Below are 22484 nucleotides of genomic sequence, written 5' to 3'. Positions count from 1 at the left end.
GGTCTTCCTCTCCGCCGTCGCACTCGCCGCAACCGTCATGTTCTGGCTATGAAACGAGAACGAGTCCTGACCCTAGGCTTGCCGTTGCGCGGCAGAACAAGCAGCACGAGCGGCAGGCAGATGGCGAGGTGAATCGCGGCATAAGCAGCGCATGTTCCCCGCCATCCCCAATGCTCCAGAAACAGAGCCGAGAGCGGCCAGCAGACCGTGCTTGCGAAGCCGCCCCACAGCGTCAGCGTGGTGATGGCGGAACGCGCCGAATGGCCGTAGTAGCCGCCGAGCGTTGCGAAGGCGGCATCATAGAGGCCGGCCCCCATGCCGAGGCCGAGCACGACCCATCCCGCGACGAACACCCATAGGGACGGCGCGACCGCAAGGATGACGAGTCCAGAGGCAAGGAGCAGGCACGCGGCCGCCAGAACCGGCCGGCCGCCGTGCTGGCCGATGGCGTCGCCCACTCGCGGAGATACGATGCCGGCGGCGAGCAGGCCGAGGGAGAGCGCGCCGACGATCCATGCCAGCGGCCAGCCGGTATCAGCCGCGATTGGTGCGGCAAGGACCGCCAGCAGATAATAGGAACTGCCCCATGCGAATATCTGCACCACGCCGAGCGCGGAAATGATGGGCCAGCGGGGACCGGCGATTGCCTGATTTTCGGACGCTTGAGCTTGGGCCATGCTGGATCAGCGTTCCGCCTCGACAGGAGCCGGGCGACGGCCGCCGCGCTCATACCAGCCTTTCGAGCGGTTCACGATCCAGACGACCGAGAGCATGACTGGCACTTCGATCAGCACCCCGACCACGGTTGCGAGCGCGGCCCCGGAGTGGAATCCGAACAGGCTTATGGCGGCGGCAACCGCCAGCTCGAAGAAGTTTGATGCGCCGATCAGCGCCGAGGGACCGGCCACGCAATGCTGTTCGCCCACGGCCCGGTTGAGTAGGTAGGCCAGCCCCGAGTTGAAATAGACTTGAATCAGGATCGGGACCGCCAGCAGGGCAATGATGAGCGGTTGCGCGATGATCTGTTCGCCCTGAAAGCCGAACAGCAGCACCAGCGTCACCAGCAGGGCGACGAGCGACAGCGGCCCGAGCTTCGCCAGCAGCGCGGCGAGCGCCGGAGCGCCGCCCGTCGCAAGAAGCCGTCGCCGGACGATCTGCGCGACGATCACCGGAATGACGATGTAGAGCACGACCGAGAGGACCAGCGTTCCCCACGGCACGGTGATGGCGGACAGGCCAAGCAGCAGGCCGACAATCGGCGCGAAGGCCACCACCATGATAGCGTCGTTGAGCGCGACCTGACTCAACGTGAAATGCGGCTCGCCCTTGGTGAGATTGGACCAGACGAACACCATTGCGGTGCAGGGTGCGGCGGCCAGAATAATGAGGCCGGCGATATAGCTGTCGATCTGGTCGGCCGGCAGATGGGGTCGGAACAGCCAGCCGATGAACAGCCAGCCGAGCAGCGCCATCGAAAAGGGCTTGATCGCCCAATTGATAAACAGCGTCACGCCGATGCCGCGCCAGTGCCGCCCGACTTCCCCGAGGGCGGCGAAGTCGATCTTGAGCAGCATGGGAATGACCATGAGCCAGATCAGCACCGCGACCGGCAGATTGACCTTGGCAATTTCGAGAGCGCCGACAGCATGAAACGCGCCGGGGAACCAATGTCCAAGGGCGATGCCGACGACGATGCAAAGGGCCACCCAAAGGGTGAGATAGCGTTCAAAGGTGGACATGGGGATTTCCTTACGCCGTCGCCACGCGGCGGCCGTGTTCGTCAACGACCCGCTCGCCATCCTCTTTCACGAACTCGCCCCGTTGTGGTGGCAACAGATCAAGCACCGCTTCGGATGGTCGGCAGAGCTTCACCCCTTTGGGGCTGACGACGAGAGGGCGATTAATCAGGATCGGGTGCGCCATCATCGCGTCGAGCAAGGCGTCATCGGTCAGTTCAGGATCGCCAAGGCCGAGGTCGGCATAGGGTGTTCCTTTTTCCCGCAAGATCGAGCGGGGCGACAGGCCGGCGCGCCCGATGAGCTGCACGAGCAGGGCGCGGGAGGGTGGGGTTTTCAGGTATTCGATGATATGAGGCTCGACACCTGCATTGCGGATCAGACCAAGGGTATTCCGCGAAGTGCCGCAATCGGGATTGTGGTAGATAATAACATCCATGTCGCACCTCATGCCGCGCTGCCGCGAGGCGAGCTTGCGCCTTCGGACTGGCCGATTTCAACAAGGCGGGTGCGCAGCGTCGATTTGTCGAGGCTGGAAACGGGAAGCGCCGCGAAAGCTCCGATCCGGTTGCGGAGATAGCGGAACGCGCTCACGAACGCCGTTTGCCGGGCAATCTCTGGCCCTTCGACGGCGGCGGGGTCTTCGATTCCCCAATGCGCCGTCATAGGCTGGCCGGGCCAGACCGGGCAGGCTTCTCCGGCCGCGTTGTCGCAGACGGTGAACACGAAATCCATGACGGGAGCGTCAGGCCCCGCAAATTCGTCCCATGCCTTCGAGCGCAGGCCCTCGGTGGGATAGTCGAAGTTCGCCAGCGTCGTGATGGCGAGCGGATTCACTTCGCCCTTGGGCTGGCTTCCTGCTGAGTATGCGCGGAAGCGGCCCGCGCCATCCTTGTTCAAGATGCTTTCGGCAAGGATCGAGCGGGCGGAATTGCCGGTGCAGAGGAACAGGACATTGAAGATGCGTTCGGGTGCGGCGTGGTCAGGCATGGGTGGCGTCCTTCGCGGGTTCACAGCAGGCGACGAGCTTGTTCACGACCGGGCTGCATACGTCCGGGTGGCCTTGGCAGCAGTCGCGCATGAGAAATTCGAGCAGGCCGGACAGCGCCGGATAGGAGGCGCTGTAGATGATCGAGCGCCCGTCCCGGCGAGACTCGACAAGGCCGGCTTGTTCAAGGTGGCTCAGGTGGAAGGACATGCGCGACGAGGATGCGCCGTCCATTGCTTCCCCGATTGCGCCGGCCGGCATCCCTTCCGGCCCGGCCGTGACCAGCAGGCGCACGATACGCAGGCGGGTTTCCTGCGAGAGCGCCGCGAACGCGGAGAGGGCTTGCTTTTCGTTCATCAATGCCTCAACATCTCAAGAGTTATTGAAACATGGATACACGGACATGAACGTTCACGCCAGCCCCCTAAAGACCAATTTTCAGGATGACGCCTCGCTCGGCGCGTTCCTTGATGCTTTGGAAGCACACGCCGACAAGGCGCTTGTCCTCACCTATGGCGACGGGCAGCAGGTGCAGGCCGGCTATCACGTCACCGAGGTTAAGGCGGGTTCTTTCGTCACGCTCGATTGCGGCGGCAATCCCGATGCGTGGCGGGAAACCGTCTTGCAGGTCGAGGACATTCCGGCGACCGAACGCAGTGCGCCCATGACCGTCGCCAAGTTCCAGTCGATCTTGGGAAAGGTCGGCAGCAGGGTCCAGCTCGACAGGGAGGCGCGTTTGACTTGGGAGGTGAGCCGCCCCGGCGATCCGATGCAGGTCTATGACGTGGCCGGCATCGAGATCGAGAACGACCGGGCGATTGTGCATTTCAGCCCGCGCCCGGCAATCTGCAAGCCAAGGCATCGTGCGCAGCAGGCCGGAGCGCCTGCCTGTTGCGGCTAAGGCGATTGCCGTGTCGCGTAGCTCTTAAAACATGCTACGTCACATATGCTTGTCGCAGGTGGCGGGGACTTTTGAAACATTGGCCGGCTGGCTCAAATGTTCCAATAACGAGCCCGGCCTACAGGAATTTCATTTATTCGTTGCCTTCGGCCGGTAGCGATAAGTCTCTGACGTAGTGTGCAACAAGGAAGGGCTTATAGCCAGTGTCAGATCGTGCTTTTGGCCCGCAAGCCGCAACACAGCAAGGAAATGCTGGAGAGGTTTTTGCCGCCTTTCTCAAACTCGGTCTGACCTCTTTCGGCGGCCCCATAGCCCATCTCGGATACTTCCGGGATGAACTGGTAGTGCGGCGGCGTTGGCTGGACGATCACGCCTATGCCGATCTGGTGGCCCTCTGCCAGTTCCTGCCCGGCCCAGCATCCAGTCAGGTCGGGTTCGCGCTCGGCATGATGCGGGCTGGCTGGTTGGGCGCATTCGCGGCCTTCGCAGCCTTTACCCTGCCATCCGCGCTGATCTTGATGGTTTTCGCATTGACCGCGACTGCAATTGCAGGACCGATTGGCGACGGTGCGCTACATGGCCTCAAGATCGTGGCGGTAGCGATCATCGCGCAGGCGATATGGGGCATGGCAAGGAATCTCTGCCCGGATCGTGAGCGAGCGGCAATTGCCGTTCTTGCCGTCGCGGTGCTGGCCTTCGTGCCGGGAGCCTTCGGCATGATCGGAGCCATCATGATTGGCGCACTGTTTGGGCTGGCTCTTGGCCGGGGAGAGGCAAAGCAGTCAGAGGGTCATATCCTCTTGCCTGTTTCCCGAGGTGCCGCTGTAGGGGCCATTATCGCCTTTTTCGTCCTGTTGATCCTGTTGCCGTTGCTGGCGGGACAATCGCAGGCCCTCGCCGTCATCGACAGCTTCTACCGTGCGGGCGCGCTGGTATTTGGCGGTGGCCATGTCGTGTTGCCGCTCCTTGACGCAGAAGTAGTCCAAAGTGGGTGGGTGACGCCCGATGCTTTCCTAGCGGGCTATGGAGCAGCCCAAGCAGTTCCGGGACCGCTGTTTACCTTTGCGGCCTACCTTGGCGCGCTGTTGGGGCCGACACCAAATGGTGTGATCGGCTCCGGCCTCGCCCTTCTGGCGATCTTCTTGCCGGGCTTTCTGCTGCTGATCGGTGTCCTGCCTTTTTGGGATTGGTTTCGGAGGATGGCAACGGCACAGTCACTCATGCAGGGAGCCAACGCGGCTGTTGTCGGTATCCTCGGCGCGGCGCTCTATTCTCCGGTCTTCACGACCGCGATTACCGATGGACGTGATTTCACGCTGGCGCTTGCGGGCTTTGTGGCGTTGACAGCTTGGAGGGTTGCTCCGTGGATTATTGTCGGTCTGTCCGCATTAGGGGGAGTGGTTCTAAGCGTGATTGGATGAGATACAGGAGCAGGACCTCGTGGCCGCATGGTGTTGCGTCGGCCGTGTCGCGCAAATCCCGAATCCTGCGACAGAAGCAAGCTGAAAGCGCCGTCGATTCTCACGCCTTGTTGGCTGCCGCCTGCTCCAGAATCTTGCGATAGCCCTCACGCGATAGCCATTGCGCGCGTTCGAGGTGGCTTTGCCAGCAACGATAGGTCCGAAGTTCCTCGGCTGTCGGATCGCGGTGCAGCACGATCCGCGCGACTTCCTTCCAGTCCGCGCCCTCGGCCTTCGCATCGAGAAGGCGCAGATAGGTGACGTAGTGGCGTTCGTCATAGGTGGTTATGGCGTCGCCGGCCGGCGCTTCGTCGTCCACATCGGGATCGAGTTCGACGGGAACCCGCATAGTCATTCCCCGTATCCGAGAGAGCTTGTCTGCGGTGCGCCCCCGCAAACGATTCTCTCTGACTCTTGGTGATCGGGGAGTTAGTAACCGTCACGAAACGGCCCCATGGCCTTTAGCTCGGAAAGCCTGTTGTATACGCCACAGGCTCCCCGACCATAGGTCAAGGAGTTGGTGCCGTTCTGGCTGGCACCGGCCATCCGTGAGGGGTTACTACGCCCCAGAGCAGCGCGTCTGCTCCACTCACAATCTTAGCCGAGCCGCACGCGAATGTCTTTGCCTTTTCGGCGCGACACCGCGACGGGCGGCTGAAATCCCTCGGCAGCGCAGCGCCCCGAAGGGGGTGCCGCCAGCGCATAGGCGCAAATGCGGCACGCTACGCGCCGCCGATCCCTCGCCATGGTTCGCCACAGTCCGCTGCCGCCCTCCGGCAGCCCAATCCCGACTGGAGGTGATCCATGCCCAACCCGCTCGCGGGCCTGCCGCCGCGCCTGTTGCGCACCAAGGAAGCCGCGCGCTTCCTGGGCATATCCATCCGCACCCTTGAGAAACATCGCACCTACGGCACCGGCCCGACCTATCGCAAGGTCGGCGGTCGCGTCCTCTACACCGTCCGCGATCTGGAGGACTGGAGCGCGGTCGGCGAACGTAAATCCACCCGCGACAAGACCGCCGGCACGGTCTTTCCCGCGCGTCCGCTCACGCCCGAAGAACGGGACGAGTGCTAGATGCTGCGTGAGGACGATCACGCCCCCGCGCCGCCGACCGAGGACAGCGAGCGCAGCCGCCTAGACCCCTTCGTGGTCGCAACGGGCGATGCGCCGCCGCGCGACCAGCGCGACTTGATGGAACGGCCGTTCTTCTCGTTGGCGAAGACCCCGCGCACCAAGCCGATTCTCTACAAGGCTGCCGACATAGAGGTGCAGGTGTTCGGGATGCCCGAGCATGGCATGGCGACCATTTGGGACGCCGATGTGCTGATATGGGCGGCCTCGCAGATCGTCGCGGCCGAGAATGACGGCCTCACGACTTCGCGCTTCGTCCGGTTCACGCCCTACCATCTGTTGCGCGCCATCGGGCGGCCGACCGGCAATCACCAATACCGGCTTCTGAAAGCCGCGCTGGCGCGGCTGCAATCCACCGTCATCGCCACCACGATCCGCAACGGCCCGCATTGGCGTCGCCGGCAATTCTCTTGGATCAACGAGTGGGAGGAAATGACGACGCGCGCCGGCCGCGTCGAGGGCATGGAGTTCGTCCTGCCCGAATGGTTCTACAACAGCGTCATCGACCGTTCGCTAGTCCTGACCATCGACCCGGCCTATTTCCGGCTGACTGGCGGCATCGAGCGATGGCTTTACCGCGTCGCCAGAAAGCACGCCGGGCACCAGCGCCACGGCTGGATTTTCGAGGTCGCGCACCTTCATCAGAAATCCGGCAGCCTCGCCCGGCCGTCCGACTTCGCGCTTGACCTGCGCCGGATCGCGGCCCGCCAGCAACTCCCCGGTTATCGGCTCCAGATCGAGCGGGAAGACGGTCGCGAGCTGCTGCGCATCCGCCCCGAAAACTCATCAACAGGCACTGTTGATAACCCTGTTAATGCCATCGGCAGATCAGGCGCACGGGGTATCGGCACATCAGGCGCACGACTATCGGCAGATCAGGCGCACGAACCGCAGCTAACGCTTTGGCCTGAAAAGCGGAATCCGACCGCTAACTTATCTAACAAAGAATCTAACTCTTTTTCTTTGACGCGCGCGCACGCGATGCGTGGTGCCGGTTCGACCCGTAGGGGCGAGCCATGACGCCAGCCTTTGACGCGGCGCGCGCAAGCAGCCCCCACCAGCATATCCCCGGAGACGAACAATGACCCGTCGCGCCCATCGCAGCGCGCACGGCCGTCCGCTGCCGGACGGGCCTGCGCCCTTCACAACATTAGTCGAGCTGACCTTCGACAAGCGCAAGGTCGAGCACTGGATACGCTTCGGCCGCAAGAGCTATGAACAGATCATCGACCGTCGCCGGAGTGTTGTCGGCTTCGCGCCGGGCAACGTCTTCGCCTTCGTCCGATGGGCGAGCGGCGACCACGGCACGGTCGTTTCCCGCATCGACATTGTGCGGGCCATCGGGCGCGGCGAGCCATACCAAACATTACCCTTCGTCCGCCCCGGTGGCGAAATCCTGCTGCGCCTCGATAGCTGGCCGAAGGTGCAGCGCGGGCTTGCCGCCATCGACGCCGTGGAATCGCTCGGCCTCGATCCAGCCGACGCCGCACGCGAGCATTGGCGGCATGTCCACAACCGTTTGACCGCCAATCTGGAGCCGCACGCTTACACGCCCGAGCGACATGCCGCGTGGCTTCACCGCCGAAGGATCGAGCCATGACGCGCCGCCGCACCCTCACGGTGACGGCGCTCGCCGTCATCGGCATTGCCGCCGCCAGCGCCGTCGATTGGCCCATGAAACTCATCTGGAACGCGACGGCCAGCGCGCCCATCGGCTTCTACACCGTCGAGCCGGCCGACGCGCTCGACGTGCCCGAGCTGGTCGCCGTCATGCCGCCCGAACCGCTCGCCGCCTTCATGGTCGAGCGCGGCTATATCGCGCGCGGCGTCCCGCTGTTGAAGCGCGTCTTGGGTCTGCCGGGACAGCGGGTTTGCCGCGCCGGCCGCACGATCACGGTGAACGGGATCGAGATGGGCGAGGCGCTGGAGCGCGACAGCCTCGGCCGCGATCTGCCCGTCTGGCGGGGCTGCCGAGTGATCGGCGACGGCCAGCTTTTCCTTATGAATTGGGAAGTCCGCGACAGCCTCGACGGCCGCTATTTCGGACTCACCCCCGCAGCTTCCGTCATCGGCCGAGCGGTCCCGCTCTGGACCGATGAGGAAGGCGTCGGCCGCTACGAGTGGCGCGCACCGACGCACTGAAACCATCCCCCGAAAGCCAATCACAGGAGATTTCCCATGGCAGAAATAGGCACCTTCACCCGCACCGAAACCGGCTATGCCGGGAAGCTACATTCGTTCGGCCTCCGCGATAAGCTGTTCATCGTCCCAGCCAAGCCGAGCGACATGAAAAACGCGCCCGACTATCGCCTGCGCCTCGATAGCGAGGACGGCCCGGACACCGGCCCCGCATGGAAAGACTCCAGCGAAAATGCCGGCGACTTCGTGTCGTTGCGGCTGGAGGGACCGATCTTCCCGTTCCCGATCCGCGCCAAGCTGTTCCAGTCCAACGACGATCCATCGGTCTGGACGCTGCGTTGGAAGCACCCCCGGAAAGTCGAGGACGAGGAATGACGGCCGCGCGCGTCCGGCCCGCCATCCGGTCCAAGATCGTCATCCCTTTGTTCGCGGAAAAGCCGTCTCATCCCTTCGTCCCGCTCGCCGACCGGACGGCCGGCGCGCGCAGCGAAGGTCAGGGGCGGCCATCGGCCGGCGCTTGCGCCTTGCCCTTGACCGCAGCGAGCACGCTGGCAGGCTGGTGTCGAAGCGGAGACAGGACTGCATGGCATTATGCCGTCCTGATACTGGCCGGCGCGCTTTCCGTCTGCGCCGGATCGAGCGTCGCGGTAGCGCAATCCGCGCCCGTCGAGCGCCCGGCCGCCGCCCATCCCTACGCGGCTCACATCGCCGAGGCGTCGCAGCGTTTCGGCATACCGGAGCATTGGATCGTCGCGGTGCTACGCGCCGAGAGCGCGGGCGATGTGCGCGCGGTTTCGTCGGCCGGCGCGATGGGATTGATGCAGGTGATGCCCGACACATGGGCGGGCCTGCGCGTCCGCTACAGCCTCGGCCGCGATCCTTACGACCCGCGCGACAACATCCTCGCAGGCACGGCCTACCTGCGCGAAATGTTCGACCGCTACGGCAATGTCGCGGCGATGCTGGCGGCCTACAATGCCGGTCCCGGCCGCTATGACGAACACCTTGCGACCGGCCGCGCCCTGCCGGCCGAGACGCGGGCCTATGTTGCCGCGCTCGCGCCGACCCTCGGCGGCGCGACTGCAACCGAACCGCCGTCATCGGCACCGCCACCGCCGCCAGATTGGCGCGAGGCACCGCTGTTCGTCATGCGTCCGGGCGACGCGCGGGCTGTCGCCGCGCCGCCGTCCGACGCACGATCCGGCGACGGCCGCGCGACCGTTCCGGCGCGCGATCCCGTCGATGCGGAGTCACGGGGCGACAGCATTTTCGTCGCCGACGCGAGCGGTTCGGGAACGCCATGAGGGCGGCGTTCCCGCGCTCGGCGGCGCTCGTTCCGGTGTCCAGTCAGGCAGGTTTTTGCCCGGCTGGATTCCCGGCAGGAGGGGCAGAAAGGGCAGAGGGCAAGATTAAAGAAGACGGCACCATATCGGGCCGCTTCTGGAAATTATTGTTGTCTGCACACTGGTTAGGTTGCCGGTTCCGGCACCATGGTTTTGAGGGGTCGCGTGCCGCGATTTGGCGCAAAGCCTTGGCTTTGCAGGGTTTCGAGCGGCACCATAGGCCCATATCGGCCGTTTTTCGGCGGTTTCGTCAGGAGCCGCGCCCATGAGCGCCGACGACGAAAACCGCTTCCGCCCGAAGCCCGGCCGCATCCGATCCGACACGCCGAAGGCCGGCAAGACCAAGAGCTTTTTCACGCAGGTCAAGAAGATCACCCGGCAGCAGCAGGCGGCAGCCTCCCGCGATCCTTCCATGCCGTCATCCGCTCGCCCGTCATCGCCGGGGCGGTCCCGTGCCGTGGTCGCCAGCGGCAAGGGCGTGAAGCGCGGCCGGGGCGCAAGCTTCGTGCGCGCCCGCAACATCTCCGGCCAATGGCATCATCGCCAGCCCGGCAGCCGCCGCGTGATCGTCAAGCAGCGCAGCGTCCGGGCCGCGTGGAAGGGCGGACGCGCCCGCGCGCATCTGCGCTATGTCCAGCGCGACGGCACGTCACGCGACGGCGAGCGCGGCCGGTTGTATTCGGCGACCGAGGACCGCGCCGATGGCGACGCCTTCCTTGATCGCGGCAAGGACGACCGCCATCAATTCAGATTCATCGTCTCGCCCGAGGACGGCGCGGAGCTGTCGGACCTCACGGCCTACACCCGCGATTTCATGCAGCAGGTGGAAGCCGACCTCGGCACGAAACTCGATTGGGTTGCCGTCAATCACTACAATACCGGCCATCCCCATGTGCATATCGTCACCAACGGCCGCGACGATGCCGGCGGGGATCTGGTTATCAACGGCGACTATCTTTCGGCCGGCCTGCGCGAGCGCGCCAGCGAGCTTGCCAGTCTGGAACTCGGCCCCGTCACCGAGATCGAGCAGACCCGCAAGCTGTCGGCCGAAATCGACCAAGACCGTTTCACCCGGATCGACCGCGCCATGGTCGAGGAAGCCGATGCCCGTTTCCTCGACCTGCGCCATAAACCGGCAGAGCCGAGGCGGCAGTTCGAGCGAACGCTGCGTTTGCGCCGTCTCGGCAAACTGGAGAAGATGGGGCTGGCGACCGAACACGCGCCTGCCATTTGGGAATTGAGCAAGGACATGGAGCCGGCCCTGCGCGAGTTGGGCGAGCGCGGCGACCTTATCCGCACCATGCAGAAGGCGCTCGGCCCGCAGGGCGGCGAACGCGATCCCATGAGCTTCCAAATCCATGACGGAGCGCCCGAGACGCCCATCGTCGGCCGCGTCGTGGACAAGCATCTGTCCGACGAGCTGGGTGAGAACCTGACAATCGTGGTGGACGGGATCGACGGGCGGACGCACCACATCGCCGGCATCGTGCCCGAGCGGCTGGAGGACGCCTGCATCGGAAGCGTCATCCAGATCGGCCCGGCCGAGGCGACGGCCCGGCCGTCAGACCGGACCATCACGGCCATCGCCGAGAACGGCATCTATCGGCCGAGCCGCCATCTGGAGCAGGCAAAGTTCGAGGGCCGCGTTCCGGGCGGCGACTATGAGGGCTATGTCGATGCCCATGTGCGCCGGCTGGAGGCGCTGCGCCGGGCCGGGATCGTCGAGCGCATCGACGCCGATCAATGGCGCATCCCCGACGATCTGGTCAGCCGCGCCGCCGCCTATGACGCCGGCCGTGACCGGCAAGCCAGCGTTCGCGTCCTTTCCCCGGTCGATCTAGGCAAGCAGATCGATTCGGATGGCGCGACCTGGCTGGACAGGCGGCTGATCCATGGCGAGACGGCCGACCTTGCGCCGGCCGGCTTCGGCCAGCAGGTGCGCGAGGCGATTGACCAGCGCCGCGAGCATCATATCGAACAGGGCGATGCCAGCCGAGCGCGGAACGGTCGCATATTCTACCGGCGCAGCCTTCTCGCCACCCTGCGCGAGCGCGAGGTTGCCCGCGTCGGTGCGGAGATGGCCGAGAGCAAGGGGCTGCCGTTCCGCGCCGCCACGGACGGCGAGAACGTCAGCGGCAAGTTCACCGGCACCGTGCAGCTATCGAGCGGCAAGTTCGCCGTGGTCGAACAGTCCCATGAGTTCACCCTTGTCCCGTGGCGGCCGGTGATCGACCGCCAGCTCGGCCGCGAGGTGATGGGTGTCGTGCAAGGTGGATCGGTGTCGTGGCAGTTGGGAAGACAGCGGGGACTAGGAATTTAGCCTCTATGTGATCGCCATTCGTCGGCGAGTATCGCGTAGATATACTCATCACCCCACACGCCATTGAAAATGTCGTTCTGGAGAAGATGTGCTTCCCGCCGGAATTTGAGACGTTCGACTACGCCAACCGATCCCCTGTTTTTGGGGTCGAGCCGCGCGAATATGCGGTGAAATCCGACATCATCAAACCCTATGTCAACTATGGCGCGAACCGCCTCGGTCGCATATCCTTTCCCGCTAAAGCGAGGGTTGAAGATGTAGCCGACTTCACCTTGAAGGGCGGAAATATTGCTTAGCTTCAAGATGACTTCACCGACTACCGCATCATCCGATTTTCGGATTACAGCAAGATTTGCCGAATCCCCATCCGATGAGAATTTGCAATCTATCGCTGCCGAAAAATTCGCGCGGAGGGCGTCTTCGGCCGGGGTGTCCTGATAGAGATAGCGATACACATCCTTATTCTGATGGTATTCCGCATATTGATCGAAGTCGCCTTCTTTGAACCGGCGAATTTCCAGCCTGTCCATGCTGGTAATTTTGTGACGGGATAGGCTTTTCAGTTCTTTGGCTTTCAGCATCACTTGATAGGTCCGGTTTGGCTCGGTTTCCCCAAGGCTGGTCAGATGCTCACCGAACGAACCACCCTCCAATCTTGAGCCTTCCGCTGTCAGATGAGCGGGGTCCGGCATCATCTGCAACTAGTTGGTTGCACATAAGGCAAACCGTGCTATGGTGCAACCAGTTTGTTGCACATGGAGCGAGCCATGGACGGACCAGATCAGATCGAGAAGGAAGTCACGCTAAGGGCTCCGATTGAGCGCGTATGGCGGGCTTTGACCACCGTTGATGAATTTGAACGGTGGTTCGGTGTTCGTCTCGCGGCACCGTTCGAGACGGGTAAAACTATCGAGGGAGTTGTTACCGCTCCCCGGCGGGAGCGTGGGCTACTCAGTAGAGAATTGCCTGTCCTGCTATGCACCGCATTGACCATCGACCGTCCGCACAGGCTACGCTTCCAATGGTCGCCTTCCGGCATTAGCAACGCTGGATGCTCTGACTGGAAGCCGAGTGCAATCATCGACATTCGGCTACTGTCCCGCGAGGAAGAAACGATCTTGTCCATGCGGGAAACTGGACTTGGCAACTTCCCCGAAGCAATGCGCGGTCAAGTGCTCATGATGAGTATCACCGCTCGACATGCTTCTTTTTGTTGTTGAGGGAATATGTCGAGCATTAACGAACGTGACCTTGCTAGAGTGTTTTCCGCGTTAGGCGACCCTACGCGGGTTGGCTTACTAATGAAGATACTCCCTGCCGGAGCATTGTCCGCAACCGCTCTTGCCGAGGGGCAAAGCATCACTCGGCAAGCGGTAGTGAAGCATCTTCAGGTTTTGGAATCTGCGGATATTGTCGCCCATAAACGTCGAGGGCGAGAGGTTATTTATGAAATAAATAGAGAAAAATTCTCTGATGCCCAAAATTTCATAAATCTCGTTAGCGACGGATGGGATGAAGCATTTATGAAGCTAAAGAGCGTCGTAGAAAATGAATAAATAGGTATCGCAATTCCGTGCTTTTGTGAGCAATCGAAAAGTCGGACGCTCTTCTCAAAATCAGCAGAAAAGTCAGTAGCAATCTCACTATGTAATAGAGAGGTAATAACTCCCTATGCGGAGGAGTTCGGCATCTACGACTGATCGTCAATGGGGGGTGCCGACCTCACTCGGTTCGCGCATCCCCCTCGCGTCGCTGATCCAAACGCTTGCCGTCGCCGAATATCTCAACTTCCGCCACGCCGCCAATGCGCTCGGCGTGGCGCAGTCCAGCGTCAGCGCCCGCGTGAAGGCGCTGGAAGAAGACCTTGGCATCCTCCTGTTCGAGCGTCACGCGCGGGGCGTCCGGCTAACCGAGGCCGGACGCCACTTCGTCGAGCGGATAGCCGCAGGCATCGACCAACTCGACCATGCGGTGAAGACCGCCGGCATGGCGGCAGCCGGGGAAGGCGGCCGGCTTCGCATCGGTATCCATGCCCTGATCCCTCGCAGCTTCCTCGCAAAGCTGATCGGTCGATACCGCGAAGACCACCCCGGCGTTGAAGTCGAAATGACCGAAGGCACAGCTCGCGAAGCGTTGATGCAGCTTCGTGCCGACCGGCTGGACGTGGTATTCGTTGCCGGCACACCCGAGTTACCCGACTGCCATTCCCGCCGCATATGGACCGAGCCGCTCTTGGTGGTGTTACCGGAGCGGCATCCGTTGGCCGAGCGGTCGGCCGTTACATGGGCCGATCTGGCGGGCGAGACGTTCCTTGTTCGGCATGGCGGCACTGGCCCGCAAGTTCATAGCCATATCGTGCTGCGCCTCGCCGGAGGCTGGCCCGCGCCGTCGATCCTGCGTTTCGACGTGGGGCGCGGCGCGCTGCTGTCCATGGTCGGACAGGGCTTCGGCATCACCATCGTCGGAGCAGCGACGGCGCTGTTGCCGACAACCGGCATTGTCTTCCTCCCCTTCGCCGATGAGCCCGAGCCGGTCGCCTTCTCGGCTGTCTGGTCGCCATTCAATCGCAACGCCGCGCTGAAAAACCTGCTCAACCTCGCAGGCAAGATGAACCGTTGTGGCGATTCGCCCGGCCAGTTGCCCGGTGGCGATCAGCCGGCAGGATAACGGCCTAGGCAATCCGTCCTATTTGCCGCCGATAGTATCCGGCAACCCTCCCGCATCCTGTTTCCTGTTGCCCGCGCCGCTTTTGCCTACTCTCTGATCGGCTCCGTCTCTTTTGCCGACTGGAGCCTGCATTGCGCGGAGGACGAATCCTTTGGGGCCAAATCGCTGTAGTCTTCACCATCGTTCTGGTGATGGTGTGGGCAGCGACGCAATGGACGGCGTTCCGCCTCGGCTTCCAGCCGCACCTTGGCAGCCCGTGGTTCGATCTGGCCGGCTGGCCGATCTACTATCCGCCCGCCTTCTTCTGGTGGTGGTTTTCCTTCGATGCCTATGCGCCCGCGATCTTCGTCGAGGGCGGCATCATCGCGGTATCGGGCGGCTTCCTCGCCATCGCCGCCGCAATCTTCATGTCGATCATCCGGGCGCGGGAAGCACGCAACGTCGCCACATATGGATCGGCGCGATGGGCTGAGGATCGGGAAATCCGCGCGGCGGGGTTGCTCGGCCCCGATGGCGTGGTGCTTGGCCGTCATACCCAAGACTATCTGCGCCATGACGGTCCCGAGCATGTCCTATGCTTCGCCCCGACCCGGAGCGGCAAAGGCGTCGGATTGGTGGTGCCGACGCTGCTGACATGGCCCGCATCCGCCATCGTCCACGACATAAAAGGAGAAAACTGGACGCTGACAGCCGGCTTCCGGGCGAAGCACGGCCGCGTCCTGCTGTTCGATCCGACCAATGCCGGATCGTCCGCCTACAATCCGCTGCTGGAGGTCAGACAAGGCGAATGGGAAGTCCGCGACGTTCAGAATATCGCGGATATCCTGGTCGATCCCGAAGGCAGCCTCGACAAGCGCAACCATTGGGAAAAGACTTCCCATTCGCTTCTGGTCGGCGCGATCCTGCATGTTCTCTATGCGGAGAAGGATAAGACCTTGGCGGGCGTCGCCAATTTCCTGTCCGATCCGCGCCGCCCGGTCGAGGCGACCTTGCGTGCGATGATGGACACGCCGCATCTCGGCGAGGCCGGCGTTCATCCCGTCATCGCGTCGTCGGCCCGCGAGCTGCTGAACAAGAGCGAGAACGAACGCAGCGGCGTCCTTTCCACAGCTATGTCGTTTCTCGGCCTCTACCGCGATCCCGTGGTGGCGCGCGTCACCGCACGATGCGACTGGCGCATTGCCGATCTGGTCGGCAGCCGCCAGCCCGTCACGCTCTATCTGGTCGTGCCGCCGTCCGACATAAACCGCACCAAGCCGCTCATCCGCCTGATCCTCAACCAGATCGGCCGCCGACTGACCGAGGAATTGACCACCTCCGGCAAGCGCCATCGGCTGCTGTTGATGCTGGACGAGTTTCCGGCGCTTGGCCGTTTGGATTTTTTCGAGTCCGCCTTGGCCTTCATGGCAGGCTACGGCCTCAAGGGCTTCCTGATCGCGCAGAGCCTCAACCAGATCGAGCGCGCCTATGGGCCGAACAACGCAATCCTCGACAACTGCCATGTCCGCGTCAGCTTCGCCACGAACGACGAACGCACCGCCAAAAGAGTGAGCGACGCGCTCGGCACCGCGACCGAGCTGCGCGATTCCACCAACTATGCCGGGCACAGACTGGCTCCGTGGCTCGGGCATCTCATGGTGTCGCGGCAGGAGACGGCCCGGCCGCTGCTCACGCCGGGCGAGATCATGCAGCTTCCGCCAACGGACGAAATCGTGATGGTCGCCGGCACGCCGCCGATCCGCGCGACCAAGGCCCGCTATTTCGAGGATGCGCGGTTTCAGGAACGCATCCTGACCCCGCCCGATCTGTCCGCCGCTCCGCTGGCGCCCAGCCCATCCACCGATGATTGGTCCGACCGCGTGGTCGCAGCGGATAGCCGTTCCGCCTCGGTCGCCGCAGACGCGGCCGAGGGCGATCCGGCTAATGCCGGCATCCGCCGCGAGCCGGAATTGCCAAGCCAAGAGGAAATCATCGCCCCGCCGCCGTCGCCCGAACAGGAGTTCGAGTTTCTGGACGACGAGCCGGACGTTGACGCGGCCAAGGCCCGCGCCATGCGCCAGCGCATGAGGATGGTCGCGCGGCAGGTCGCCATGAACCCCGATGATGGAATCGACCTTTGAGGACACGCCCATGACCAAACGCACTCGCCTGAATATCTATTTCGACCCCGCGCTTATTCCGGAGATCGAGGCGATGGCGCTGCGCCGCTCGGTGGCGTTGCGCCGCAATGTCTCGAAATCCGCCATCGTGGAGGCGGCGGTCATGTCCTACCTGTCCGGCGATTCCGACGACCAGCTTGAAGCCGCCATGTCGCGCCGCCTGGACAAGCTCGGCCGCCAGATCGACACGCTCGACCTGGATCTCGCTGTCCTCGGCGAGACGGTCGCTCAGTTCATCCATTTCTGGATGACCATCACACCGCCGCTCACAGGGACCGCGCAATCCGCAGCCCGCGCCAAAGGCGCGGAGCGGTTCGAGGGTTTCATGCAGAATCTCGGCCGGCGTCTGGCGACCGGCGACAGGTTCCTCAAGGAGTTGTCACGGGATATAGATGCGAGCGTGGAAGAAGAGACGAATCCCGAGCCGTCTTTTTGACCATCCCTGTATTCTATTCGTGGTGACTGAATGGCCGTTCCGCAAAACAAGGACGAACTGCTGAAAGCGATCAACGTCAATTTTGACAAGTTGCTTCGGGAGCTTGCTGACATTCCCGACGCGAAGGTCCGAAGCAGGAGCCTTGAGGGCCACGCCAAGGGCACGATGATGAGCGTTGCCGATCTGGTCGCCTATCTTGTTGGCTGGAACGAGCTGGTGCTGAAGTGGCTGGACCGGGCTGCAGCCGGCGAGCCTGTCGACTTCCCCGAAACCGGCTTCAAGTGGAACGAACTGGGCCTGCTCGCGCAGAAATTCTACCGGGATTACGAGGCGGTTCCATATCCGCAGCTTGTCGAGCGTCTGGAGGCTGCCAAGGATCGAATTGTCTCGCTCATCGACGCACGGAGCAACGACGAGCTTTATGGTCGTCCATGGTATGAGAAGTGGACTATGGGGCGGATGATCCAGTTCAACACGTCATCACCCTACGACAATGCGCGCGGCCGGCTTCGTAAATGGAAGAAAGAATCGCAGTAGATTTCTCCTTGATGAAAGGGCGTCGAGGACGGAACCGGAATCCAACGCCGCTGCCGACCCATCCTATTTACCGCCGTTCGCCGCCGATCACCGCACGCAGCTAGATACTTGTTGAACCGGCCCAATTTCGGGCTTTCTTAATCGACCCCGATCCGGGGACCGCCTGTTGCGCCCCGCCAGAAGCCGGGGCCGACATGACCACCAACCACCACAGACAGGAAGCGATCCAGCGCGGCGCGCGCATGTTGCGCACCGCGCTCGGCCCCGCAATCGCCCGGCTGCTCGAAGACCCGGCCGTGGTCGAGGTGATGTTGAACCCGGACGGCCGCCTTTGGGTGGACCGGCTATCCGAAGGGCTTTCCGACACGGGCGAACGGCTGTCCGCCGCCGATGGCGAACGCATCGTGCGGCTGGTCGCGCATCATGTCGGCGCGGAGGTTCACGCCCGCAGCCCGCGCGTCTCGGCCGAGCTGCCCGAGAGCGGCGAGCGGTTCGAGGGGCTTTTGCCTCCCGTTGTCGCCGCGCCGGCCTTCGCCATCCGCAAACCCGCCGTCGCGGTGTTCACGCTCGACGACTATGTGGCGGCGGGCATCATGTCCGCCGATCAGGCGGAAACGCTACGTGAAGCCGTCGCAACCCGTGCCAATATCTTGGTGGCGGGCGGCACCAGCACCGGCAAGACCACGCTGACCAACGCGCTGCTCGCCGAGGTGGCGAAGACGCAGGATCGCGTCGTCATCATCGAGGATACGCGCGAGTTGCAATGCGCCGCGCCCAACCTTGTCGCCATGCGGACGAAAGACGGCGTGGCGACGCTTTCCGATCTGGTCCGTTCCTCGCTGCGCCTGCGCCCCGACCGCATCCCCATCGGCGAAGTGCGCGGATCGGAAGCCCTCGACCTTCTGAAAGCGTGGGGCACGGGCCATCCGGGCGGGATCGGAACCATCCATGCAGGCACCGGCATCGGTGCGCTCCGTCGCCTTGAACAGCTCATCCAAGAGGCTGTCGTCACGGTCCCGCGCGCCCTGATCGCCGAGACTATCGACCTTGTTGCCGTCCTTTCCGGGCGCGGTTCCGCGCGCCGGCTGGCCGAGCTTGCCCGCATCGAGGGGCTGGGGCCGGACGGCGACTACCGAACTACCCCCGCAACCCCCACCAGCACAGGAGAATCTTCATGATCCGCACGCTCACGCGCGGCTATCGCTTCGCCGCGACCGCCGCATCCACCCTTGCCATCAGCCTCATGCTCGCCCCGTCCGCCCATGCGTCCGGTTCGTCGATGCCATGGGAACAGCCCTTGCAGCAAATCCTCCAGTCCATCGAGGGGCCGGTCGCCAAGATCATCGCCGTCATCATCATCATCGTGACGGGCCTGACCCTCGCGTTCGGCGATACCAGCGGCGGCTTCCGTCGCCTGATCCAGATCGTTTTCGGCCTGTCCATCGCGTTCGCCGCATCAAGCTTCTTCCTCTCGTTCTTCTCCTTCGGCGGCGGGGCGCTCGTTTGATGGCGGGCGGCCTCGAACAGCTCGACGCGGTGCCGGGATTCTCGATCCCCGTCCACCGGGCGTTGACCGAGCATATTCTGCTCGGCGGCGCACCGCGCTCCATCGCCATCATGAACGGAACGCTCGCGGGGGCCGTGGGCCTCGGCCTGCGCCTATGGCTGGTCGGTATCGCCATTTGGGCCATCGGCCATTTCGCAGCCGTATGGGCGGCGAAGCGCGATCCCCAATTCGTCGAGGTCGGGCGTAGGCATCTGCGCGTCCCCGGCCATCTGGCGGTGTGAGGGCGCGGCCATGATGAACCTTTCCGAATATCGCCGTACCGCCGCCCGGCTTGCCGACTATCTGCCATGGGCCGCATTGCTCGGCTCCGGCGTCGTCTTGAACAAGGACGGCAGTTTTCAGAGGACCGCGAAGTTTCGCGGTCCCGATCTGGATTCCGCCGTCGCGGCCGAGCTGGTCGCCGTCGCCGGCCGCATCAACAATGCCGTGCGCCGCCTCGGCTCCGGCTGGAGCATCTTCGTCGAGGCGCAGCGCAGCGAGGCCGCGACCTATCCCGACAGCACCTTTCCCGATCCCGCATCGGCGCTGGTCGATGCCGAGCGCAAGGCCGGTTTCGAGGAAGCAGGCACGCATTTCGTGTCGGGCTATTTCCTGACCTTCCTCTGGCTGCCCCCGGCCGAGGAAGCCGCCCGCGCGGAAAGCTGGCTATATGAAGGCCGCGAGCAATCGGGCGTCGATCCGTGGGAGCTGCTGCGCGGCTTCATCGACCGCACCGACCGCGTGCTGGCCTTGCTCGACGGCTTCATGCCCGAGTGCCGTTGGATGGATGACGGCGCGACGCTGACCTATCTCCATTCCACCATCTCGACCAACCGGCATCGCGTGCGCGTGCCCGAGGTGCCGATGCACCTCGACGCGCTGCTCGCCGACCAGCCCTTGACCGGCGGGCTGGAGCCGCGCCTTGGCGACGCGCATCTGCGCGTGCTGACCATCGTGGGATTCCCGACCGCGACGACGCCGGGCTTGCTCGACGAAATGAACCGGCTGCCGTTCCCCTACAGGTGGAACACCCGCGCCATCCTGCTCGACAAGACCGACGCGACCCGGCTGCTGACCCGCATCCGCCGCCAATGGTTTGCCAAGCGCAAGAGCATCGCCGCGATTCTGAAAGAGGTGATGACCAACGAGGCGTCCGCGCTGGTGGACACCGACGCGGCGAACAAGGCGCTCGACGCCGACATGGCCTTGCAGGAACTCGGCGCGGACGTAGCGGGCATGGCCTATGTCACGGCCACCGTCACCGTTTGGGATGCCGACCCGCGCATAGCCGACGAGAAGCTGCGCCTGGTCGAGAAGATCGTTCAGGGCCGCGACTTCACAGCCATGCCCGAGAGCGTCAACGCGGTTGACGCATGGCTCGGCAGCCTGCCCGGACACGCCTACGCGAATGTGCGGCAGCCGCCTATCAGCACTTTGAATCTCGCCCACATGATCCCGCTGTCGGCGGTGTGGGCGGGGCCGGAACGGGACGAGCATTTCGGCGCACCCCCTCTGCTTTACGCAAAGACCGAAGGCTCAACGCCGTTCCGGCTAAGTCTCCATGTCGGCGACGTGGGGCACACCCTTGTCGTCGGCCCCACAGGCGCGGGCAAGAGCGTGCTGCTCGCCCTCATGGCGCTCCAGTTTCGCCGCTACGCAGGATCGCAGGTCTTCGCCTTCGACTTCGGCGGTTCGATCCGCGCCGCGTCGCTCGCCATGGGCGGCGACTGGCACGACCTTGGCGGCGGGCTGACAGAGGGGGCCGAGGCGTCCGTCTCGCTCCAGCCGCTTGCCCGCATCCACGACACCTATGAACGCGCATGGGCGGCGGACTGGATCGCCGCCATCCTCATGCGCGAGGGCCTAACCATCACGCCCGAGGTCAAGGAATATCTTTGGACGGCGTTGACTTCGCTCGCCTCGGCCCCGGTCGAGGAACGCACGATCACCGGCCTTGCGGTGCTGCTGCAATCCAACGATCTGAAACAGGCGCTCCGGCCGTTCTGCGTCGGCGGGGCCTATGGCCGGCTGCTCGACGCCGAAGCCGAACATCTCGGCTCGGCCGATGTGCAGGCGTTCGAGATCGAGGGCCTTGTCGGGACCGGCGCGGCCCCGGCCGTCCTGTCATACCTGTTCCATCGCATCGGCGACCGGCTCGATGGACGACCCACGCTGCTCATCATAGATGAAGGCTGGCTTGCGCTCGACGACGAGGGTTTCGCCGGCCAGCTCCGCGAATGGCTGAAAACGCTGCGCAAGAAAAACGCCAGCGTCATCTTCGCCACGCAAAGTCTGTCCGACATTGACGGCAGCAACATCGCGCCCGCGATCATCGAGAGTTGCCCGACGCGGCTCCTGCTGCCGAACGAGCGGGCTATCGAGCCGCAGATTACCGAGATTTACCGGCGTTTCGGGTTGAATGACCGGCAGATCGAAATCCTCGCACGGGCCACGCCCAAGCGCGATTACTACTGCCAGTCGAGGCGCGGCAACCGGCTGTTCGAGCTTGGGCTGTCCGAAGTCGGCCTCGCGCTCTGCGCGGCATCCGCCAAATCCGACCAGACGCTCATTGCACAGATCGTCGCCGAACACGGCCGCGACGGCTTCCTCGCCGCATGGCTGCGCGCGCGCGGCGTCGAGTGGGCGGCCGAGCTGATCCCCAACCTCACCAATCTTGCCGAACGGCCGGAATCCGCCGCGCCGGCCCGGCTCGATACCCACCCCACACAGGAGATTCTTCCATGACCTATCCCAAGTTTGTCGGGGCTTCGGCCCTCGCGCTGGCACTCGCCGTGCCCGTCGCGCTGTCGCCCATGCTCGCCAGCCCGGCCCATGCGCAATTCGGTTTCGGCCGGATCGTCTATGACCCGAGCAACTACGCGCAAAACCTGCTCACGGCAGCGCGCACGCTGGAGCAGATCAACAACCAGATCACCAGCCTCCAGAACGAGGCGCAGATGCTCATCAATCAGGCCCGCAATCTGGCGAGCCTGCCGTATTCGTCGCTCCAGCAGCTCCAGCAGAACGTGAGCCGGACGCAGCAGCTTCTTAGGGTCAGGACTCGTTCTCGTTTCATAGCCAGAACATGACGGTTGCGGCGAGTGCGACGGCGGAGAGGAAG

Annotated in this window: 26 protein-coding genes and 2 pseudogenes; 21 read left to right on the top strand and 7 right to left on the bottom strand. The window is 63.8% G+C overall.

What is annotated here, in order from left to right:
• Window positions 1-35: 35 nt before the first annotated feature.
• The 5 genes from ACEYYA_RS15435 to ACEYYA_RS15415 are packed head-to-tail and all read right to left on the bottom strand — an operon-like array spanning window position 36 to window position 3081.
• Window positions 36-677 (bottom strand): MFS transporter, encoded by a 642-nt coding sequence (locus ACEYYA_RS15435; RefSeq protein ID WP_374801808.1) that lies wholly within the window; start codon window positions 675-677, stop codon window positions 36-38.
• Window positions 678-683: 6 nt separating this feature from the next.
• Complete coding sequence (arsB, locus tag ACEYYA_RS15430; RefSeq protein ID WP_374801807.1) at window positions 684-1739, bottom strand: ACR3 family arsenite efflux transporter; 1056 nt, start codon at window positions 1737-1739, stop codon at window positions 684-686.
• A gap of 10 nt (window positions 1740-1749) precedes the next feature.
• Window positions 1750-2175 (bottom strand): arsenate reductase (glutaredoxin), encoded by a 426-nt coding sequence (gene arsC, locus ACEYYA_RS15425; RefSeq protein WP_374801806.1) that lies wholly within the window; start codon window positions 2173-2175, stop codon window positions 1750-1752.
• An 8-nt stretch (window positions 2176-2183) separates the two neighbouring features.
• Window positions 2184-2726, bottom strand: coding sequence for an arsenate reductase ArsC (locus ACEYYA_RS15420; RefSeq protein ID WP_374801805.1), 543 nt, complete (start codon window positions 2724-2726; stop codon window positions 2184-2186).
• The gene (locus tag ACEYYA_RS15415) at window positions 2719-3081 is read right to left on the bottom strand and encodes an ArsR/SmtB family transcription factor (RefSeq protein WP_374801804.1); all 363 of its coding nucleotides are present in this window, start codon (window positions 3079-3081) and stop codon (window positions 2719-2721) included. The genes ACEYYA_RS15420 and ACEYYA_RS15415 overlap by 8 nt, the downstream gene beginning before the upstream one ends.
• Window positions 3082-3127: 46 nt before the next feature.
• Here ACEYYA_RS15415 and ACEYYA_RS15410 point away from each other — a divergent pair, with 46 nt between their 5' ends.
• Together ACEYYA_RS15410 and chrA are read left to right on the top strand one after the other, a co-directional pair.
• Complete coding sequence (locus ACEYYA_RS15410) at window positions 3128-3625, top strand: DUF6428 family protein (protein ID WP_374801803.1); 498 nt, start codon at window positions 3128-3130, stop codon at window positions 3623-3625.
• Between the two features lie 203 nt (window positions 3626-3828).
• Entirely contained in the window at window positions 3829-5046 is a 1218-nt protein-coding gene (chrA, locus tag ACEYYA_RS15405; protein WP_374801802.1) for a chromate efflux transporter, read from the top strand.
• A gap of 100 nt (window positions 5047-5146) precedes the next feature.
• Here the strand turns inward: chrA and ACEYYA_RS15400 are convergent, their stop codons facing one another.
• Window positions 5147-5434 carry a DNA -binding domain-containing protein gene (locus tag ACEYYA_RS15400; RefSeq protein WP_374801801.1) on the bottom strand — a complete coding sequence of 96 codons (288 nt, stop codon included), beginning with the start codon at window positions 5432-5434 and terminating at the stop codon, window positions 5147-5149.
• Between the two features lie 455 nt (window positions 5435-5889).
• On the opposite strand from ACEYYA_RS15400, the gene ACEYYA_RS15395 reads away from it, so the two are divergent.
• The 8 genes and pseudogenes from ACEYYA_RS15395 to ACEYYA_RS15360 all read left to right on the top strand — a co-directional run bounded on the left by ACEYYA_RS15395 (window position 5890) and on the right by ACEYYA_RS15360 (window position 12018).
• Window positions 5890-6159 carry a helix-turn-helix transcriptional regulator gene (locus ACEYYA_RS15395; protein WP_023516906.1) on the top strand — a complete coding sequence of 90 codons (270 nt, stop codon included), beginning with the start codon at window positions 5890-5892 and terminating at the stop codon, window positions 6157-6159.
• On the top strand, window positions 6160-7236 hold the full coding sequence (locus ACEYYA_RS15390) for a replication initiator protein A (protein ID WP_374801800.1): 1077 nt from the start codon (window positions 6160-6162) through the stop codon (window positions 7234-7236).
• 61 nt (window positions 7237-7297) lie between these two features.
• Entirely contained in the window at window positions 7298-7816 is a 519-nt protein-coding gene (locus tag ACEYYA_RS15385; RefSeq protein ID WP_374801799.1) for a DUF2840 domain-containing protein, read from the top strand.
• The gene (locus ACEYYA_RS15380; RefSeq protein ID WP_374801798.1) at window positions 7813-8358 is read left to right on the top strand and encodes a S26 family signal peptidase; all 546 of its coding nucleotides are present in this window, start codon (window positions 7813-7815) and stop codon (window positions 8356-8358) included. Before ACEYYA_RS15385 ends, ACEYYA_RS15380 begins: the two co-directional genes overlap by 4 nt.
• Window positions 8359-8394: 36 nt before the next feature.
• Entirely contained in the window at window positions 8395-8730 is a 336-nt protein-coding gene (locus ACEYYA_RS15375; RefSeq protein WP_374801797.1) for a DUF736 domain-containing protein, read from the top strand.
• Window positions 8727-9659: a lytic transglycosylase domain-containing protein gene (locus ACEYYA_RS15370; protein ID WP_459349879.1), complete on the top strand. Its 933-nt coding sequence runs from the start codon at window positions 8727-8729 to the stop codon at window positions 9657-9659. The genes ACEYYA_RS15375 and ACEYYA_RS15370 overlap by 4 nt, the downstream gene beginning before the upstream one ends.
• Before the next feature lie 304 nt (window positions 9660-9963).
• Window positions 9964-10611, top strand: a pseudogene (locus tag ACEYYA_RS15365) (relaxase/mobilization nuclease domain-containing protein); the annotation flags it as partial.
• Window positions 10612-10785: 174 nt separating this feature from the next.
• Window positions 10786-12018, top strand: a complete 1233-nt coding sequence (locus ACEYYA_RS15360) for a DUF3363 domain-containing protein (protein WP_374801809.1) — start codon at window positions 10786-10788, stop codon at window positions 12016-12018.
• Here ACEYYA_RS15360 and ACEYYA_RS15355 read toward each other — a convergent pair.
• Entirely contained in the window at window positions 12015-12713 is a 699-nt protein-coding gene (locus tag ACEYYA_RS15355) for a GNAT family N-acetyltransferase (RefSeq protein WP_374801796.1), read from the bottom strand. The genes ACEYYA_RS15360 and ACEYYA_RS15355 overlap by 4 nt on opposite strands.
• A 72-nt stretch (window positions 12714-12785) precedes the next feature.
• Here ACEYYA_RS15355 and ACEYYA_RS15350 point away from each other — a divergent pair, with 72 nt between their 5' ends.
• The 11 genes and pseudogenes from ACEYYA_RS15350 to ACEYYA_RS15300 all read left to right on the top strand — a co-directional run.
• Complete coding sequence (locus ACEYYA_RS15350) at window positions 12786-13238, top strand: SRPBCC domain-containing protein (protein WP_374801795.1); 453 nt, start codon at window positions 12786-12788, stop codon at window positions 13236-13238.
• Between the two features lie 6 nt (window positions 13239-13244).
• Window positions 13245-13574 (top strand): ArsR/SmtB family transcription factor, encoded by a 330-nt coding sequence (locus tag ACEYYA_RS15345; protein ID WP_374801794.1) that lies wholly within the window; start codon window positions 13245-13247, stop codon window positions 13572-13574.
• Window positions 13575-13731: 157 nt separating this feature from the next.
• Window positions 13732-14685: a LysR family transcriptional regulator gene (locus tag ACEYYA_RS15340; protein ID WP_374801793.1), complete on the top strand. Its 954-nt coding sequence runs from the start codon at window positions 13732-13734 to the stop codon at window positions 14683-14685.
• Window positions 14686-14816: 131 nt separating this feature from the next.
• Complete coding sequence (locus tag ACEYYA_RS15335; RefSeq protein WP_374801792.1) at window positions 14817-16805, top strand: conjugal transfer protein TraG; 1989 nt, start codon at window positions 14817-14819, stop codon at window positions 16803-16805.
• Between the two features lie 10 nt (window positions 16806-16815).
• Window positions 16816-17280 carry a CopG family transcriptional regulator gene (locus ACEYYA_RS15330; RefSeq protein WP_374801791.1) on the top strand — a complete coding sequence of 155 codons (465 nt, stop codon included), beginning with the start codon at window positions 16816-16818 and terminating at the stop codon, window positions 17278-17280.
• A gap of 30 nt (window positions 17281-17310) precedes the next feature.
• On the top strand, window positions 17311-17817 hold the full coding sequence (locus ACEYYA_RS15325) for a ClbS/DfsB family four-helix bundle protein (RefSeq protein ID WP_374801790.1): 507 nt from the start codon (window positions 17311-17313) through the stop codon (window positions 17815-17817).
• A gap of 242 nt (window positions 17818-18059) precedes the next feature.
• On the top strand, window positions 18060-18995 hold the full coding sequence (trbB, locus tag ACEYYA_RS15320) for a P-type conjugative transfer ATPase TrbB (RefSeq protein ID WP_459349880.1): 936 nt from the start codon (window positions 18060-18062) through the stop codon (window positions 18993-18995).
• Complete coding sequence (locus ACEYYA_RS15315; RefSeq protein ID WP_374801788.1) at window positions 18992-19324, top strand: TrbC/VirB2 family type IV secretion system protein; 333 nt, start codon at window positions 18992-18994, stop codon at window positions 19322-19324. Before trbB ends, ACEYYA_RS15315 begins: the two co-directional genes overlap by 4 nt.
• The gene (locus ACEYYA_RS15310; RefSeq protein WP_043619038.1) at window positions 19324-19605 is read left to right on the top strand and encodes a VirB3 family type IV secretion system protein; all 282 of its coding nucleotides are present in this window, start codon (window positions 19324-19326) and stop codon (window positions 19603-19605) included. Before ACEYYA_RS15315 ends, ACEYYA_RS15310 begins: the two co-directional genes overlap by 1 nt.
• Window positions 19606-19615: 10 nt before the next feature.
• Window positions 19616-22108: a conjugal transfer protein TrbE gene (gene trbE / locus ACEYYA_RS15305; protein WP_374801787.1), complete on the top strand. Its 2493-nt coding sequence runs from the start codon at window positions 19616-19618 to the stop codon at window positions 22106-22108.
• Window positions 22105-22413 (top strand): annotated as a pseudogene (locus ACEYYA_RS15300) (P-type conjugative transfer protein TrbJ); the annotation flags it as partial. The gene trbE and the pseudogene ACEYYA_RS15300, both read left to right, overlap by 4 nt.
• Window positions 22414-22484 lie beyond the last annotated feature (71 nt).

This window comes from Paracoccus zhouxuedongae (genome assembly GCF_041927815.1).
Classification (GTDB): Bacteria; Pseudomonadota; Alphaproteobacteria; order Rhodobacterales; family Rhodobacteraceae; genus Paracoccus.
The sequence above is the reverse complement of the archived record's forward strand: the minus strand, read 5'-3'. Positions and strand labels throughout refer to the sequence as shown.